The 18195-nt window shown below is 35.3% G+C and carries 15 protein-coding genes; 9 read left to right on the top strand and 6 right to left on the bottom strand.

Annotation, left to right across the window (positions count from 1 at the left end):
• Positions 1-54: 54 nt before the first annotated feature.
• Both MQX03_RS09010 and ileS read right to left on the bottom strand, forming a co-directional pair.
• Positions 55-435, bottom strand: coding sequence for a TraR/DksA family transcriptional regulator (locus tag MQX03_RS09010; RefSeq protein WP_129535779.1), 381 nt, complete (start codon positions 433-435; stop codon positions 55-57).
• 59 nt (positions 436-494) lie between these two features.
• Complete coding sequence (ileS, locus tag MQX03_RS09005; protein ID WP_242802643.1) at positions 495-3893, bottom strand: isoleucine--tRNA ligase; 3399 nt, start codon at positions 3891-3893, stop codon at positions 495-497.
• Positions 3894-4299: 406 nt separating this feature from the next.
• Between ileS and MQX03_RS09000 the strand changes: the two genes are divergently transcribed.
• Together MQX03_RS09000 and MQX03_RS08995 are read left to right on the top strand one after the other, a co-directional pair.
• A complete protein-coding gene (locus MQX03_RS09000; protein ID WP_242802947.1) occupies positions 4300-5592 on the top strand; it encodes a phenylacetate--CoA ligase family protein in 1293 nt (430 codons plus the stop codon).
• Between the two features lie 83 nt (positions 5593-5675).
• Entirely contained in the window at positions 5676-6278 is a 603-nt protein-coding gene (locus MQX03_RS08995; protein WP_242802642.1) for a hypothetical protein, read from the top strand.
• A 38-nt stretch (positions 6279-6316) separates the two neighbouring features.
• On the opposite strand, the gene MQX03_RS08990 is transcribed toward MQX03_RS08995, so the two are convergent.
• The gene (locus MQX03_RS08990) at positions 6317-7561 is read right to left on the bottom strand and encodes an NAD(P)/FAD-dependent oxidoreductase (protein WP_242802641.1); all 1245 of its coding nucleotides are present in this window, start codon (positions 7559-7561) and stop codon (positions 6317-6319) included.
• Between the two features lie 84 nt (positions 7562-7645).
• Here MQX03_RS08990 and MQX03_RS08985 point away from each other — a divergent pair, with 84 nt between their 5' ends.
• The 7 genes from MQX03_RS08985 to MQX03_RS08955 all read left to right on the top strand — a co-directional run bounded on the left by MQX03_RS08985 (position 7646) and on the right by MQX03_RS08955 (position 15971).
• A complete protein-coding gene (locus tag MQX03_RS08985) occupies positions 7646-9163 on the top strand; it encodes an HAL/PAL/TAL family ammonia-lyase (RefSeq protein ID WP_242802640.1) in 1518 nt (505 codons plus the stop codon).
• A 125-nt stretch (positions 9164-9288) separates the two neighbouring features.
• On the top strand, positions 9289-10020 hold the full coding sequence (gene fabG, locus MQX03_RS08980) for a 3-oxoacyl-ACP reductase FabG (RefSeq protein WP_242802639.1): 732 nt from the start codon (positions 9289-9291) through the stop codon (positions 10018-10020).
• An 87-nt stretch (positions 10021-10107) separates the two neighbouring features.
• Positions 10108-11328 carry a beta-ketoacyl-[acyl-carrier-protein] synthase family protein gene (locus tag MQX03_RS08975; RefSeq protein WP_242802638.1) on the top strand — a complete coding sequence of 407 codons (1221 nt, stop codon included), beginning with the start codon at positions 10108-10110 and terminating at the stop codon, positions 11326-11328.
• Between the two features lie 6 nt (positions 11329-11334).
• Positions 11335-11589, top strand: a complete 255-nt coding sequence (locus MQX03_RS08970) for an acyl carrier protein (RefSeq protein WP_242802637.1) — start codon at positions 11335-11337, stop codon at positions 11587-11589.
• A gap of 111 nt (positions 11590-11700) precedes the next feature.
• Positions 11701-12585 carry an LpxL/LpxP family acyltransferase gene (locus tag MQX03_RS08965; RefSeq protein WP_242802636.1) on the top strand — a complete coding sequence of 295 codons (885 nt, stop codon included), beginning with the start codon at positions 11701-11703 and terminating at the stop codon, positions 12583-12585.
• A gap of 199 nt (positions 12586-12784) precedes the next feature.
• Positions 12785-14320, top strand: coding sequence for a phytoene desaturase family protein (locus MQX03_RS08960; protein WP_242802635.1), 1536 nt, complete (start codon positions 12785-12787; stop codon positions 14318-14320).
• Positions 14310-15971 carry a C45 family autoproteolytic acyltransferase/hydolase gene (locus MQX03_RS08955; RefSeq protein WP_242802634.1) on the top strand — a complete coding sequence of 554 codons (1662 nt, stop codon included), beginning with the start codon at positions 14310-14312 and terminating at the stop codon, positions 15969-15971. The genes MQX03_RS08960 and MQX03_RS08955 overlap by 11 nt, the downstream gene beginning before the upstream one ends.
• A 188-nt stretch (positions 15972-16159) precedes the next feature.
• On the opposite strand, the gene MQX03_RS08950 is transcribed toward MQX03_RS08955, so the two are convergent.
• From MQX03_RS08950 to MQX03_RS08940, 3 genes are read right to left on the bottom strand one after another with little or no spacing between them, the layout of a single operon-like run.
• Complete coding sequence (locus tag MQX03_RS08950; protein ID WP_242802633.1) at positions 16160-17332, bottom strand: DUF2062 domain-containing protein; 1173 nt, start codon at positions 17330-17332, stop codon at positions 16160-16162.
• Positions 17333-17818, bottom strand: coding sequence for a hypothetical protein (locus tag MQX03_RS08945; RefSeq protein ID WP_242802632.1), 486 nt, complete (start codon positions 17816-17818; stop codon positions 17333-17335). It abuts the gene before it with no gap.
• A 1-nt stretch (position 17819) separates the two neighbouring features.
• Positions 17820-18194, bottom strand: coding sequence for a 3-hydroxyacyl-ACP dehydratase (locus MQX03_RS08940; RefSeq protein WP_242802631.1), 375 nt, complete (start codon positions 18192-18194; stop codon positions 17820-17822).
• Position 18195: the final 1 nt, after the last annotated feature.

Below are 18195 nucleotides of genomic sequence, written 5' to 3'. Positions count from 1 at the left end.
TGAATAACATCATATAAACCCAATTAATTATTTACAAAAATAAGATAAAAATAATTATCTCTGCATATTTTTAGCTTCGATGCTCAAAGTAGCGTGTGGAACTGCTAAAAGCCTCTCTTTCGGGATCAGTTTTCCGGTTACTCTGCATACACCGTACGTTTTGTTTTCAATTCTGATTAAAGCATTTTTCAGATCTCTCACAAACTTCTCCTGTCTTCCTGCCAAAATAGAGTTTTGCTCTTTGCTCAGCGTTTCAGCACCTTCTTCAAAAGCTTTGAAAGTTGGTGATGTGTCGTCAGTTCCGTTGTTTTGATCGTTGATGAAACTTTCTCTAATCAACTGCAAATCTTTCTCTGCTTTTTCTATTTTATCTTTGATTAACTTTTTAAATTCCTGTAAATCAGAGTCGTTATATCTTACCCTTTCGTCTTGCATTTTCTTTTTCTTTTTTAATAAATTTATGAAATGGATTTTGAAAAAACAATAATTAAATATTAATTTTTTTCAACATTTACTTTAAAATTAAGGTCATCGATGTCGATTTCGTTAAAATTTGAAAGTGAAGATACAATTTCTATTTTATTTGACAAGACCTCAGATGAAATATATTCTTCATTTTGTTTGATTTGTTCCAAAAATGGTGTGTTTTCTTCCAAAATGATGCTTATTCTGTCTGTTAATTCAAAATCTTTCTCTTTTCTAAGATTCTGGATCCTGTTAATAAACTCTCTTGCGATACCTTCAGATTTTAATTCTTCTGTTAGCGTCAAATCTAATGCCACAGTTGTTTTCCCGTCAGAAGTTACTGTCCATCCCGGGATATCTTTTGTCGAAATTTCTACATCGGTTGTTGTAATTTCATACCCTTGAATTTCTGTTTTTCCTTCTTTTTCTAAAGATGAAATTTGCTCTGGTGTGAAATTAGAAATCTCATTACCAACAACTTTCATATCTTTTCCAAGTCTTGAACCCAGAGTTTTAAAGTTTGGTTTGATTTGTTTTACAATTAAATGCGACGCTTCTTCGGCATTGATTAACTGCAATTCTTTAACGTTAACTTCTTGTTTAATTAATTCTGAAACCGCTAAGATCTGCTCTTCAGTTTTCTTATCCAAAACAGGAATCAACACTTTTTGTAAAGGCTGACGCACTTTTATATTTTCCTTTTTTCTCAGAGAGAAAACCATACTTGTAATGCTTTGTGCTAAATGTGTTTTTTCAACCAAATCCTGATCGATTAAACTTTCATCGGCAACAGGGAAATCTGTCAAGTGAACTGATTCAAATGCTTCTTTTCCGGTAGCTGCATTCAAATCCTGATACAATTGATCCATAAAGAACGGAGCGATTGGTGCAGATAGTTTAGCAACAGTTTCAAGGCAAGTATATAAAGTCTGGTAAGCAGAGATTTTGTCATCAGAATAATCTCCTTTCCAGAAACGTCTTCTGCATAATCTTACGTACCAGTTACTCAAGTTATCATTCACAAAATTGCTGATCGATCTTGCCACTCTTGTCGGCTCATAATCTTCGTAGAATGCTTTTACTTCTTTAATTAAAAGATTCAATTCAGATAAAATCCAACGATCGATTTCCGGTCTGTTTTCAATATCTTTTTCAGAATACTTAAATCCATCTACATTCGCATATAAAGTGAAGAACGAATAGGTATTGTACAATGTTCCGAAGAATTTTCTTCTCACTTCGTCAATTCCTTCAATGTCAAATTTCAGGTTTTCCCAAGGGTTTGCATTCGAAACCATGTACCAACGTGTTGCATCCGGTCCGTAAACTGCTAAAGTCTCGAATGGATCCACTGCATTTCCTTTTGATTTTGACATTTTAAGACCATTTTTATCCAAAACAAGTCCGTTGCTCATTACATTTTTATAAGCAACTGAATCAAAAACCGCAGTTCCAATAGCATGAAGTGTATAGAACCATCCACGAGTCTGGTCAACGCCTTCAGCGATGAAATCTGCTGGGAATGCTTTATTGTTATCAATTAATTCTTTATTTTCAAAAGGATAATGCAACTGTGCATAAGGCATAGAACCTGAATCGAACCAAACGTCAATCAGGTCGCTCTCACGGTGCATCGCTTTTCCTGATTCAGAAACCAAAACAATTTTGTCAACAATGTTTTTGTGCAAATCAACCAATGAGTAGTTTTCTTCAGACATATTTCCGATCTCAAAACCTTTGAACGGATTTTCTTTCATCAATCCTGCTGCGATAGATTTTTCGATCTCATTGTATAGTTCTTCAACAGAACCGATAATGATTTCTTCCTGTGCTGAGCCTGTCGAAGGATCTGTTCTCCAAATTGGCAACGGAATCCCCCAATATCTTGAACGGGAAAGATTCCAGTCATTAACGTTTTCCAGCCAATTTCCGAAACGACCTTCTCCTGTAGCTTTCGGCTTCCAGTTGATTTCTTTGTTTAAATCTACCAAACGGTCTTTTACTGCCGTCATTTTGACAAACCAAGAATCTAACGGATAATATAAAAGAGGCTCATCTGTTCTCCAGCTGTGTGGGTAACTGTGAACATATTTTTCAACTTTAAAAGCTTTATTTTCTTCTTTTAAACGAATTGCAATTTCTACATCAACAGACTTTTCTGGTGCTGTTCCTGCATCATAATATTCGTTTTTCACATATTTACCTGCGAAATCTCCCATTTGCGAAGTGAACTTTCCTTGCAAATCTACTAATGGAACCGGATTTCCGAATTCATTTAAAACCAACATTGGCGGAACTTCAGGTGTCGCTTCTTTAGCAACTTTCGCATCATCAGCACCGAAAGTAGGCGCAGTGTGAACGATACCTGTACCGTCTTCAGTCGTAACGAAGTCTCCTGAAATTACTCTGAAAGCATTTTCCGGGTTTTGGTACGGTAAAGTGTAGGGTAATAGCTGCTCATATTTAATTCCAACCAAATCAAAACCTTTGAACTCCCCAAGAATTTGGAAAGGAATGGTTTTGCTTGATGAAGTATAATTAGCGAAATCTTCGTCAGTTCCTTCGATGAATTTTTTCCCGAACTGTTTTCCAACCAAAGGTTTAGCCAAAACAATATTAATCGGCTCAAAAGTGTATTGGTTAAATGTTTTTACTAAAACGTAATCGATTTTTGGACCTACCGTCAAAGCAGTGTTCGAAGGCAACGTCCATGGAGTGGTCGTCCATGCTAAGAAATGCACGTCTCCAAAACCTTGCAAAAACGAAGGTAATGTTTCAAGAAGTGTCTTGAATTGTGCTACAATTGTTGTGTCGGTCACATCACGGTAAGCTCCGGGTTGATTAACTTCGTGAGAAGAAAGTCCCGTTCCTGCTTTCGGAGAATACGGCTGAATCGTGTACCCTTTATACAACAAATCTTTGCTGTACAATTGCTTCAACAACCACCAAACGGTTTCCATGTATTTTGATTTGTACGTGATGTACGGATCTTCAAGATCTACCCAATAACCGATTTTCTCGGTCAGGTGATTCCAGACATCTGTATAACGCATTACTGCTTCACGACAAGCTTTGTTGTAATCTTCAATCGAAATTTTTTTGCCAATATCTTCTTTTGTAATTCCGAGTTCTTTTTCAACTCCTAATTCTACGGGAAGTCCGTGTGTGTCCCAACCTGCTTTACGGAAAACCTGTTTCCCGTTCTGAGTTTGGTAACGACAGAAAATATCTTTCAACGCTCTTGCCATAACGTGGTGAATTCCGGGCATTCCGTTTGCTGAAGGCGGACCTTCATAAAACACAAATTCAGGATTTCCTTCACGAGTTTCAACACTTTTTTCAAAGGTTTTATTGGCTTTCCAGAATTCCGCAACATTCTCGGCTACGTCTATCAGGTTGAGGTTTTTATATTCTTTAAATTGGCTCATTGTAATTTCTCAATTTCGTTGATTAATCAAGTTTGCAAATTTAGTGATTTTTGTCGGTTTATAATATATGTTTTATTTTGATTCGGATTATTGAAACGTTAGTGAAAATTGAAGCGTTTTTGAAAGTGAATTTTAAATTGTCAAATGTGAATTTTTAAATTGTTTTACTAATAAAATCTGTGATTTTCATCAATAGAAGCAGGCTTTAGCCCGCTTTCAATGTTGCTGCACGATATTGGCTTTAGCCAAAACTTACATTTCTCTCGCAGATTTTGCAGATAGCGCAGATTTGTTAGATGAATTTTTAAAACAATAATCTGTGAAAATCTATGTGATACGTGGGGAAAAATTTAGCATCCAACTTTTAATTTTAATTTAAATAAATTTGTCTTCTAAATTTAAACTATTGGAACTCTTCCCACTCATCGAGAAATCAAGTATTCAGGACATCAAAAAATTTCAGGAAGAAAAACTTCAGGAGCTTTTGAGATATTTGGAAGCAAATTCGCCTTTTTATCAAGGGTTATTTAAAGAAAATAATATTCAGATTTCTGATATCCGGACTTTAGAAGATTTGCGGAAAATTCCGACAACATCAAAAAATGATATTCAGCAGAACAATAACGACTTTTTCTGTGTTCCACAAAATAAAATTGTAGATTACAGTACGACTTCAGGAACATTGGGTGATCCTGTAACTTTTGGACTTTCTGAAAATGATATGGAAAGAATTGCTTACAACGAAGCAATATCTCTTGCCTGTGCTGGAATTCAAAAAGGCGATGTTGTACAAATGATCACGACCATTGACAAAAGATTTATTGCTGGGCTCGCCTATCTTTTAGGTTTAAGAAAAATGGGAGCAAGCGTCATCAGAATGGGACCGGGAATTCCTGAATTGCAATGGGATTCAATTTTTAGATACAAACCTAAATATTTAATTACGGTTCCCTCATTTCTTTTAAAAATGATTGACTACGCTGAGAAACACGGCATTGATTATAAAAATTCAAGTATTTTTGGTGCAGTTTGTATTGGTGAAAGTATCAAGAATCAGGATTTTACGGATAATATTCTTTCACAGAAGATTAAAGAAAAATGGAATATTCAATTATATTCTACTTACGCTTCAACGGAAATGAGCACAGCTTTTACAGAATGTGAATTGCAAATTGGCGGACATCAGCATCCGGAATTAATCATCACAGAAATTCTTGATGATGAAGAGAATCCTGTGGAAAATGGAGAAAGCGGCGAACTGACAATTACCACTTTAGGTGTTGAAGCACTTCCTTTATTAAGATTTAAAACGGGAGATTTAGTTAAAGCCCATTATGAACCTTGTCAATGCGGAAGAAATACAATGCGATTAGGTCCGGTTGTTGGTAGAAAACAACAGATGATTAAATACAAAGGAACTACTTTGTATCCGCCTGCGATGAATGATATTCTGAATGATTTTAACGGAATTTTATGTTATCAAATTGTAATTCAATCCAATGAAATAGGTTTGGATGAAATTATCATTAAACTCAGTACAGAAAGAGAAGATGAAAGTTTTGAAGGCGAAGTGCGCGATCACTTTAGAGCAAAATTAAGAGTAAGTCCAAAAATTGAAATGGTCGATTTTGATGTTTTGTCTAAAGTGGTTCTGAATCCAAATAGTAGAAAACCGATTAATTTTTTAGACTTAAGATGAATTCAAATAAATAAGAAATATTTTTATTCTGCTAAAGCTTAATTTTATCTGAAATCTTATATTTGCTAAAATTTAAATAAAATATGAAAAAATTATTTCTTGTCTTGATACTTGCTTTTAGTACAGCAGTTTTTGCGCAAAACCAAATGAATGTTGTGCAGGGAAACTTTGATTTTCTTAGAGAACAGGCTGATGTAAATGTCGAAATCAAATTCGAAAATGCAGTCTTTCAGGTAGAAAATTTTACTGAAGAGAAATATCTTGAAAAAAGAAAAACAGAAACTTTAGCCAAAAAAAGTGAACTTGCTTGGCAAAAGTGGATTGCTGACTGGGAGAGATTTAAATCAACAGAGTATAACGCTTATTTTTTAAAAGGTATTAATTCTAAGTCAAAAAAAATAAATTTTAAAAATGACGGGAATTCAAAATACACTTTGATTATTGACTCAAAATGGATATACGCAGGATGGCACGGAGGTTTGATTGGTCAGGAAGCGAAATTGACGTCGGATCTAATATTCGTAGAAACAGAGAATCCTTCAAAAGTAGTAATGAGGTTAAAAGGAGATCAGATTTTAGGAAAACCTCAAAATAAAGATTTTGTAATGGAATATGGTAGAATTGCTGGGGCGTATGAAGCAACAGGTAAGGAACTAGGAAAAATGATAAAAAAAGCAACTAAATAATAAAATAAAAACGGTCTGAAAATTTTCAGACCGTTTTTTTATGCTTGTTGTTTTTCTGCTTTAATGAAATTCGCAAGGTTTACGATTGCAGTGTCGTGTATTCTTACAAACGTATTCTTTTTGTCCCAAACGTAACCAGCCAAAACAGCACAGATTTTTCTTTTCACATCAGGGTTTTCCGGCTGATGGAAAAATAATTCTTGAAGATTCCCGGTGTACCATTCCTTCACATAAGTTGTAAAAACGTTGACGCCGTACAATATATAATCTGCAAATTCTGTTTGCCAATCTATTTTTTCACCGTTTAATTGTCTAATCGCAAGTTTTGCTGCAGTCATTCCGCCTTCGGTGGCAAATGCCATTCCTGATGAGAAAACAGGATCTAAAAATTCTGAAGCATTTCCAGTCAATGCAAATCCGTCTCCGAATAAACTTTTCACCGAACAAGAATAATCTTTTAGATGTCTCGGTTCAAATAAAAATTCCACATCTCCGAAACGTTTTACGTAATAATCGGAAAGTGAAATTGCTTTTCTCAAAGCTTCTGCTGTATCTCCGTTTTCAGATAACTGATCAATATATTCAGTCGGGCCAACAATTCCTATACTTGTATTTCCATTCGAAAAAGGGATTACCCAAAGCCAAACCTCCGTTTCAATAATATCAAATGAAATTAAAGTTCCCTCTTCGCCTTCTTCTCTGTTAATATCTTCTACGTGAGCAAAAATCGCAGAGTGTGGAGATAATTTTGAAGGTTTTTCTAAATCTAAAAGTCTTGGGAGAACTCTTCCGTAACCACTCGAGTCAATTATAAATTTTGCATGAATTTCCTTTGTTTTTCCGTCTTTGTTTTTTACGGTGGTGATAGAATCAGTTCCGTTAAATTCAATGCCAATCACTTCAGTTTCAAATTCAAGATCAACTCCTTTATTAATCACTTCCTGAGCCAAAGTATTGTCGAAATCAGCTCTCGGAACCTGCCACGTCCAGTCCCAGCCTTCTCCGAATTTGTTGCTGAAATCGAAAATGCAGACTTCGTCTCCACGCATAAAACGTGCGCCAAGTTTTTTTTCGAAGCCCATTTTATCTAATGCAGGAAACAGTCCGGCCTCGTCAAAATGATCCATCACTCGCGGTATAAGGCTTTCGCCAACTACAAGTCGAGGAAATTTTGTCTTTTCGACTACCTTTACATTGATCCCATTCTTCTTCAGATAAGCAGAAGATACGCATCCGGAAGGTCCAGCTCCAATTACTAAAACATCAACAATTTCTTTGTCCATTTGTTTAATAAAACTTTTTATCTTTGCGCAAAATTAGTGACAATTAATTATATTTTACAAAAATATCTCTTATTACTTTAATTAATGAAAATAAATAAATTTTTAGAACTGAAAGATTTTCAGAGAATTATTATTGAAAACGAAAGCATAGAATTAGATCCATCACTTCTCCAAAGAGTGAATGAGAGTTTTTCTTTTCTGAAAGAATTTTCAAAAAATAAAGTAATTTATGGTGTGAATACAGGTTTCGGACCGATGGCTCAGTTCAAAATCAGTGATGAAGATACACACCAGCTTCAATATAATCTGATCAGAAGTCACTCTTCGGGTATCGGAAATCCGCTTCCGGCAGATGAAGTGAAAGCTTGTATGTTGGCAAGATTAAACACTTTGTCATTAGGGAATTCAGGAGTTCATGAATCTGTTGTGAATTTACTTAAAGAATTAATAAACAGAGATGTTACGCCACTGATTTTCGAACATGGCGGAGTAGGAGCAAGCGGTGATTTAGTACAGTTAGCCCATTTAGCTTTAGTATTAATTGGCGAAGGCGAAGTTTTTTATAAAGGCGAAAGAAAATCGACCAAAGAAGTTTTTGAAAATGAGGGATTAGAACCGATTCAGGTGGAGATCCGCGAAGGCTTAGCTTTAATGAACGGAACTTCGGTTATGTCTGGAATTGGAATTGTAAATGCATACAAAGCCAATCAGTTAACTGAAATTTCAATTAAACTATCTTGCGCTATCAACGAAATTGTTCAGGCTTACGATGATCATTTTTCGGAAGTACTGAACGGAACAAAACTTCACGTAGGTCAGCAAAAAATCGCAGAAAAAATGCGTGTTCATCTGTCAGATAGTAAGTTGATCAGAAAAAGAGCCGATCATTTATATACTCATTTTGAGGAGCAAGAAAAGGTTTTTAAAGAAAAAGTACAGGAATATTACTCGCTAAGATGTGTTCCTCAGATTTTGGGTCCCGTCTTAGATACATTAGAATATACCGAGAAAGTGTTGGAAAACGAAATCAACTCGGCAAACGATAACCCGATCATCAACGTGGCAGACCAACACGTTTACCATGGCGGAAATTTCCACGGAGATTATATTTCTTTGGAAATGGATAAGCTGAAAATTGTGGTGACGAAACTCACAATGTTGGCAGAAAGACAATTGAATTACCTTTTAAATTCAAAAATCAACGAAATCTTGCCTCCTTTCGTAAATTTAGGTAAATTAGGTTTTAATTTCGGGATGCAGGGCGTTCAGTTTACAGCAACTTCTACTACGGCGGAAAGTCAGATGTTATCGAACCCGATGTACGTTCATAGTATACCTAATAATAATGATAATCAGGACATTGTAAGCATGGGAACGAATGCTGCGGTGATTTGCAGAAAAGTAATTGAAAATGCGTTTGAAGTTTTGGCAATCGAAGCCATTACAGTCGTTCAGGCAATTGAATATTGTGGGTATCAGGATAGAGTTTCATCTAAAACAAAAGAATTGTATGATGATATCAGACAATTAATACCGGCTTTTTCGGATGACATGGTAATGTACCCGTATCTTCAAAAAGTGAAGGATTATTTGAAGAAATAAGTGGTCTGAAAATGAGAACCCGAAGGGTTCAATATGAATAGCCGTAGGTGAAACCTATGACAATGAATCAAATTACAAAAGTGTTCAACAATTGGATACCGATCAGATAAAAAAATATAACACATATGAAATGTGCAATCATAACAGGTGGTTCCCGCGGAATCGGAAGAGCAATCTGTATAAAACTGGCTGAAGAGAAAAATTATCATATTTTAATTAATTATACTTCAAACGAAGCTGCAGCCAAGGAAACTTTAGCCAAAGTTAAAGAATTAGGCTCTACAGGAGAAATTCTTAAATTCGATGTTGGAAATGCCGAAGAAACCCAGAAAGTTTTAAACGAATGGCAGGACAATAATCCAAAAGCTGTCGTTGAGGTCATCGTCAACAACGCTGGAATTACTAGAGATGGATTATTCATGTGGATGCCAAGCGAAGATTGGAATTCTGTGATTAATACGAGTTTAAATGGATTTTATAATGTTACCAATTTCTTCATTCAGAAATTATTGAGAAACAAATACGGCAGAATCATCAATATGGTTTCTGTTTCCGGAGTGAAAGGAACTGCGGGACAAACCAATTATTCAGCTGCAAAAGGAGCTTTAGTCGGAGTTACAAAAGCTTTGGCTCAGGAAGTTGCTAAAAGAAATATTACAGTAAATGCTGTTGCTCCCGGTTTCATTAAAACTGATATGACGCAGGATTTCAACGAAGACGAACTGAAAGCTATGATTCCCGCCAACCGATTTGGTGAAGCGGAAGAAGTGGCAGATTTAGTCGCATTTTTAGCATCAAAAAAATCTTCGTACATCACAGGAGAAATTATTAATATTAACGGAGGAATTTATTCGTAAAATAATGTGCCAATATAACAATGTATCAGTTTACCAATGTTTAAAATTGTTACATTGCTAGACTGATACATTGTTAAATTTAAAAAGATGGAAAATAGGGTAGTCATTACCGGAATGGGAATTTATTCTTGCATCGGAACTTCTTTGGAAGAAGTGAAAGAATCCCTGTATCAAGGTAAATCCGGAATTGTTTTAGTTGATGAAAGAAAGGAATTTGGTTTCAGATCTGGTTTATCCGGAGTTGTTCCGAAACCGGATTTGAAGAATCATCTTAACAGACGCCAGCGTGTAAGCATGGGCGAGGAAAGCGAATATGCTTATATCGCAACACTTGATGCTTTAAAGCAAGCAAATATAGATCAGGATTTTTTAGATGAAAAGGAGGTCGGAATTTTATACGGAAACGACAGTGTTTCTAAAGCAGTTGTAGAATCTATCGACATTGCGAGGGAAAAAAAAGATACGACTTTAATGGGTTCAGGAGCTATTTTCAAATCGATGAATTCCACTGTGACGATGAATCTTTCTACGATTTTTAAATTAAGAGGAATCAATTTAACGATCAGTGCTGCCTGTGCAAGTGGTTCTCATTCTTTGGGATTGGCTTATATGATGATTAAAAACGGTTTTCAGGACATCATCGTTTGTGGTGGAGCTCAGGAAACAAACAAATACTCGATGGCAAGTTTTGACGCATTAGGTGTTTTCTCAACAAGAGAAAGTGAGCCAGCAAAAGCATCAAGACCTTTTGATTCAAATCGAGATGGCCTTATTCCGAGTGGTGGAGCGGCTACTTTAATTGTTGAAAGTTTAGAATCGGCTCAGAAAAGAGGCGCAACAATTTTAGGAGAAATCGTGGGTTATGGTTTTTCTTCAAACGGAGCTCATATTTCTACACCCAATGTTGAAGGCCCGGCTTTGGCAATGAATAGGGCTTTAAAACAGTCAGGTTTAGAAGTGAAAGATATTGATTACATCAATGCTCATGCGACTTCAACGCCAATAGGTGATGCTAATGAAGCGAAAGCAATTCACGAGATTTTCGGAAGTGAAATTCCGGTAAGTTCGACCAAATCGATGACCGGTCATGAATGCTGGATGGCGGGTGCAAGTGAAGTGATTTACTCCATTCTGATGATGCAGAACAATTTTGTGGCTCCGAACATCAATTTAGAAAACCCTGACGAAGACGCAAAAAAGATAAATTTAATCTCTGAAACTAAAAATCAAAAAATTGACGTATTTTTGTCGAATTCTTTCGGATTTGGGGGAACCAATTCCGCATTAATCGTTAAAAAATTTGAATAAAAAAACATGGAAAGAGAAAAAATTGTTGCCATTGCTAATGATTTTTTAATCAATGAGTTTGAGGTAGATGGTGACGAAATCAGTAATGATGCCCATTTCAAGAAGACTTTGGGCTTAGACAGTTTAGATTATATAGACTTGGTGGTGGTAATTGAGTCTAATTTTGGAATAAAATTAGGTGAAGCAGACTTTAAAGACATTATCACTTTTGATGATTTCTACTCTACAATAGAAAACAAAATCGCTAAAAAAAACGCATAGCTATCGATTAAATATTTACTTTAAAAAATGTAGCAATATAACAGTTTAGTAATGTGCCAATGAGAATTAAGATTGTTACATTGCTGAATTGATAAATTGGTAAATTGAATTATGAATAAGTGGAAAGGCAAGTCTAAAGGTACCATTTTAGGTTACAGAATCTTCGTATGGTGCATTAGAAATATGGGAATCCGCACTTCTTATTTTGTTCTTTATTTTGTTGCAGCCTACTATTCGCTTTTCGAAAAGAAAAGCAATCTTTACATTTCTTATTATTTTCAAAAAAGATTAAACTTTGGATTTTGGAAATCAAAAGTTTCAATTTTCAAAAGCTATTTCACTTTCGGAACAGTTTTGATTGATAAAACCGCCATTTCTGCGGGTTTAAGAGATAAATACACCTACGAATTTGACGGAATAGAAAACCTCAGAAACCTTTTAGCCGAGAAAAAAGGTGGCGTTCTCATCAGCGCGCACATCGGAAATTTTGAAATTGCCGAACATTTTTTTGCCGACATCGATTTCGATTGTCAGATTAATTTAGTCACAACAGATCAGGAAGTTACGGTTATTAAAGAATACCTCGAAAGTGTTACTGTTAAAAAAAGCAACATCAAATTCATCTACGTAAAAGATGATATGTCGCATATTTTTGACATTAACGAAGCTTTGTCAAAAAATGAACTCATTTGTTTCACAGGTGATCGTTATTTCGAGGGTTCAAAGTTTCTGGAAGCTGATTTGCTTGAAAAAAATGCTAAATTTCCCGCCGGTCCGTTTCTGATTGCTTCAAGATTGGGCGTTCCGGTCGTTTATGTTTATGTGATGAAAGAAAAAAATCTTCATTATCATTTGTACGCAAGAGTTGCTCAGCAAGTCAAAAAACGGGATGCACAGGGACTTTTAAACTCTTATACTCAAAATCTTGAATCAATGATTCAAAAATATCCGTTGCAGTGGTTCAATTACTTCGATTTTTGGGATGATATTGATTAATTTTCAATATTTTTAGGGCAGCTATTTCCGCCTTCCGCTCCCAATCTTTTTTTACCAAAGCTTTTCCCGAAGCAAAAAAAGGATTTCCGCTCAAGTCGGGCTGCATGCAATTCAAAATTTGTTAGCATTTAAAAGTCCTGAAAGGAAGATTTAGCAAAGGATGGGATGAAGTCTTATCATATAGAAGTACATCTAAAAGTTGAAAAAAACATACGACATATTGGTCATTGGCAGCGGTCTCGGCGGTCTTGTTTCGGCGCTTATTTTAGCGAAAGAAGGCTTGAAAGTCTGTGTGCTCGAAAAAAATAATCAGTATGGCGGAAACCTGCAGACATTTTCAAGAGATAAATTAATTTTCGACACAGGAGTTCATTATTTGGGTGGACTTTCAAAAGGGCAAAACCTTCATCAGTTTTTTTCATATTTAGAAATTATAAATGACCTCGAACTCCAAAAAATGGACGAGGATTGTTACGATAAAATCACTTTTGGAGATGATGAAATCGAGTATCCACATGCACAGGGTTACGATAATTTCGTAAAACAACTTTCAGAATATTTTCCTGAGGAGAAAGAAAATCTGGAGAATTACTGCGAGGAAATTCAGAGGGTCTGCAATTATTTTCCGAGATACAATGTGGTCGGACAAAACAATTACAACGAAGAGATCGTACATCTCAACACCAAAAGATTCATTGAGTCAATCACTTCCAATGAAAAACTTCAGGCAGTATTGCTCGGTTCCAACTTTCTGTATGCCGGAGATTCTGAAGATACGCCGTTTTATGTTCATGCGCTGACGGTCAATTCCTATATTCAAGGTGCTTATAAATGCGTAAAAGGTGGTAGCCAGATTTCAAAATTACTCATTAAAAAATTGCGGGAATACGGAGCGGAAGTTCACAAACATTCTGAGGTTTCTGAATTTATCTTTAATGAAAACAATATTTTGACATCCGTAAAAACAACAGCGGGAAAAGAATATTCTGCCACTCAGTTTATATCAAATATTGAGATTCGTTCTGCCATAAAATTGATTGGAGAAAGTAGGCTGAAAAAATCTTTTCTGAACAGAATCTTAAGTTGGGAGCCGGTTTCATCATGTTTCAGTGTGTATTTGGTTTTAAAACCAGACGTGATTTCTAATTTCAATTACAACGTCTATCACTTTTCATCTAAAGATTTAGTTTGGAAGGCTTTTCAATATAAAAAAGAAAACTGGCCGGAAACATATATGCTGTCTTCAACGCCTTCAACGCATCATCCTGAATTTGCAGAAAGTCTAACGGCAATCTCCTACATGGATTTTGCAGAGGTTAAAGAATGGGAAAATACGTTCAATACGATAGCCAACCAACAGGAAAGAGCTGAACTGTATGTGAAATTTAAACTCAAAAAAGCTGAAAAAATGATTCAGGCTTTGGAAAAGAAAATTCCCAATCTTAGAGCATCGATTAAAAATATTTATACGTCTTCACCTTTGTCTTATCGTGACTATATAGGAAGTTTTGAAGGAAATATGTACGGTTACATCAAAAGTTCAGAAAATCCCTTGAAAACGATGGTTTCGCCACGTACCAAGATTGAAAATCTTTTCCTTACAGGTCAATCAGTTAACATGCACGGAATTTTAGGCTGTACAATTGGAGCATTCAATACCTGCGCTGAAATTTTAGGGAAAGAATTGATCGATGAGCGTTTATCAAAAATTTTAAATCAAACGGATGAAAAGTAAATCTTTATTTTTTCTTTTTCTGGTTTTAAATCTTATTTCATGTGGGACAAGAAGGTCTGTTAAACACATTCCGGAAGTCAAACAATATGCGCTGGAAATTCCGAAAGTTAATAAGATAAACGACTCTACTTTTTCATTTAATCAAAATTATTTAACCAAAAATAAGCAGCAGCTCTGGGAATTGTATATTAAAGGAAATCCTTTGCAGTTAGGCTATAATAATGGAGCTTTAACACAAAATTTAATGCAAAAGCAGGAAGAAATTTTCTTTTCTAAAGTGGAAGGTTTTGTTCCGTCAAAGTTTAAGCAAAAACTTCTGAGAGGTTTCCTGAAATGGTACAACCGTAAGATGTATCTGAATGTAAGAAATGATTTTCAGGCAGAATTATTTGGTTTGTCTCAATATTCATCAGACAAATATGATTTTATCGCGCCAAAATTCAGAAGAGCAATGTATCTGCACGGAGCGCACGATATCGGTCACGCAATGCAGGATTTAATGGTAGTAGGTTGTACATCTTTGGCTGTTTGGAACGAAAATACAGAAGACGGAAATTTGTTGATTGGTAGAAATTTTGATTTTTCTGTAGGTGAAGATTTTTCTAAAAATAAATTAATTGAATTTGTAGAACCCGAAAACGGAATTCCATATATGTCTGTAAGTTGGCCAGGAATGATTGGCGTGGTTTCCGGAATGAATAAAGAAGGAATTACGGTGACCATCAATGCCGGAAAATCGAAAATTCCGATGACGGCAAAAACACCGATTTCTCTTGTTACGAGAGAGATTTTGCAATATGCCAAAAACATTGATGAAGCGATTGCAATTGCAAAAAAGAGAAAAGTTTTTGTCTCAGAATCTATTTTGGTTGGGAGCGCAAATGATAAAAAAGCCGTGATTATTGAAGTTTCACCTAAGAATTTCGGTATTTATGATGCGTCTAATTCGAGCAGGGTATTTTGCACCAATCATTTTCAATCTGAAGCTTATAAAAATGATAAAAAAAATCAAAAGCATATCATCGAAAGTCATTCAGAATACCGTTACGAAAAACTTCAGGAGCTTTTGCAGGAAAACCCAAAACTGAATCCTGAGAAAATGGCTTCTATTTTAAGAGAGAAATCCGGTTTAAAAGATAAAAGTATTGGTTATGGAAATGAAAAGGCTATAAATCAATTGTTAGCTCATCACGCCGTTATTTTTTCGCCTGAAAAAGGATTGGTTTGGGTATCATCAAATCCTTATCAATTGGGAGAGTTTGTCTGCTATGATCTGAATGAAATTTTCTCTGATGAAAAATTAAAAGATGATGGCTTTGCAAAAACGGAATTCAATATTGCTAAAGATCCATTTGTTGGGTCTAAAGAGTTTGAAGATTATGAAGAATTTAAGTTTGCGAATGGAGAAGTTCAAAGTGCAATTGATGGTAATGATGTTCTTTTAACTGATGATTTTATTCCTCATTATCAATTGTTGAATCCAGATTTTTGGTTGGTTTATTATCAGGCTGGGAAATATTATTTTAAACAAAAAGAATATTCTAAAGCAAAAATTGAATTTGAAAAAGCTTTGACGAAAGAAATTACGACAGTTCCGGATCGTGAGAATGTTGAGAAATATCTGAATAAAACTGTGAAGAAATTGAGGTAATCTGTTGAATCACTTCGTGGCTGTACGGAATGTTGAAAAATAGAGTGAATCTGCAGCCCGACTTGAGCAGAAATCCTTTTTTGCGTGACCTTCCAGTTGTATTTATATTGAGTCGTCTGTAAAAAAGATTGAGAGCCCTTCGACTTCGCTCAGGATAAACTCCAGGCGGAAAAAGCTGCCCAAAAAGATCAATTATTCTCCGGACTCACTTTGTTCAAAAAAAGAAAAGCAACAATTCCCGAAACCGTAGACATTGTTGACGCCAAAATAAGGCTTCCGATAATGTATTGCAGAAGATTGTTTTTTACCAAATCAAAATTCAGATCTTGGCTCAAAATATTAGAGTTTTCCGAAACGAAAGGCGCTCCCAAAAAGAGTGAAGCGGCAATAATGAACGGAATAAACGGCGGCAAACTTACATTGGAAGCCACAAATGCCAAAACTTTATTGAGTTTGAAAAGTACGGCAAGAGAAATCACCAGCAACGTCTGAAATCCCCAAAATGGAGAAAGTCCGATGAACACGCCTAAAGCAATTGAGAAAGCTTTTACACGATTGGTACCCTCGCTTTCTAAAACATCTTCTTTTATGAAACGTTTGAAACTTTTCTTTCTGAAATTCCGAATAAAATTTCTTGGAATGATGTAAAATAAAGTGATGGTAACCAACACCGTATTTAAAATACTGATTCGAGTAAAATCTTTGAACGGTCTGAAGTGAGAAACCCTTTCTGCGGGGTCATACAGAACTTTTATCGGAACATTTTTTACAGGAATATGTCTCCAGGCTGTCCGTACAATGATTTCAATTTCAAACTCAAATTTTGGAGTAAAATATTTTTTAGGAATTTTATTTAAAGGATATAAGCGGTAACCAGATTGTGTGTCTTCCAATTTAATTCCGGTTTCGAACCAGAACCAAAAATTTGAAAAACGATTTCCGAAACTGCTTTTCTTGGGAATTCCGTCTTGCGACATATTTCGGTTTCCAATCAATAAAACATCCTGATTTTCATTCAATAGTGCTTCTACAAAAACGGGAATATCGTTTGGGTAATGCTGTCCGTCAGAATCAATCGTGATTGCATGATGGTAACCTAATTCTTTTGCTTTTCTGAAACCGATTTTTAAACCATTTCCTTTCCCTTTATTTTCAGATAAATTGAGGATGGTAAGTTGAGAATAAGTTTTTAAAATTTCTGAAGTAGAATCTGTAGAACCGTCGTTGACAACAATGATGTTTTGAGTGTATTCCAAAACACCGTCAATCACTCTTCTCAGTGTCTTTTTGTTGTTGTAAGTAGGAATTAGAACGCAGATTTTCCTCTCGTCAATTGCATTCTGTACTTCAGAAAGTGTCATTTATTTCAACGAATTTTTTTCCGTTGCGGTCATGGTTTTAGACTGCATTGCAAATTTTTTAATGTAAACCTTCAGCGCAGCGTTTTGCTTTGAATAGTTACTCAAGATATAAGTTTTATCTTCTTTTAAATTTTTAGAATACCCTACGATTTTCGGAATATTTTCCTGAACGCTCATTCTGATCAATCTCAGTTCTACGTTATTGGGGTTAGATTTTATCACACTTTCTAATTCTGTAGCACCAGATTTAACGAAAGATTTTCTTTTATTCTTTTCTGTAGTTACTTTGGCTTCAAGAATTTCTGCAGCAGCTTTATATCCTTTAGTCAACGGATCGGAAGATGAATTTTTCTCCGCAATTTCAATGAAATTTTTCGCACCTTCATTAGAAAGATTAGCTTTAGAATAGGCGTTTCTCAACGCATCTAAATCGGATGTCTGGAAAAATAAAAACAAACCCGTGAAAAGAGACAATATCAGTTTCATGTTATATTGTTGTGTAATTAACTGACATTTTCAATGCAATAGTCTCGCCAAACGAAGTTATATTTTTTACCTTCACTTCATTTTCGCCTTCGTTAATATCAAGCTGCATCTTAAGATCAGACGTTTCGAAAGGATTGATAATCGCCATAAATTTCACGTTAGAAGCCGATTTTAGAAATAGTTTTCTACCTGTAAACTCTTCAGTCAGTTCTTTCACAATTTGCATCATACAAACTCCCGGAGTTACCGGATTTCCCGGAAAATGACCGTTAAAAATATCGTGAGCCTGATTTAATTTAATATTTGCGATAAAACTTCCGCTCTCTGTTTTTTCTTGAGTTTCTAACGTATAAAAGTCAGTAAGAATCGTTTGCATA

Origin of the sequence: Chryseobacterium aahli (assembly GCF_022699665.1) — a bacterium.
Classification (GTDB): Bacteria; Bacteroidota; Bacteroidia; order Flavobacteriales; family Weeksellaceae; genus Chryseobacterium; species Chryseobacterium aahli.
This window is presented reverse-complemented; position numbering and strand designations above follow the sequence as displayed.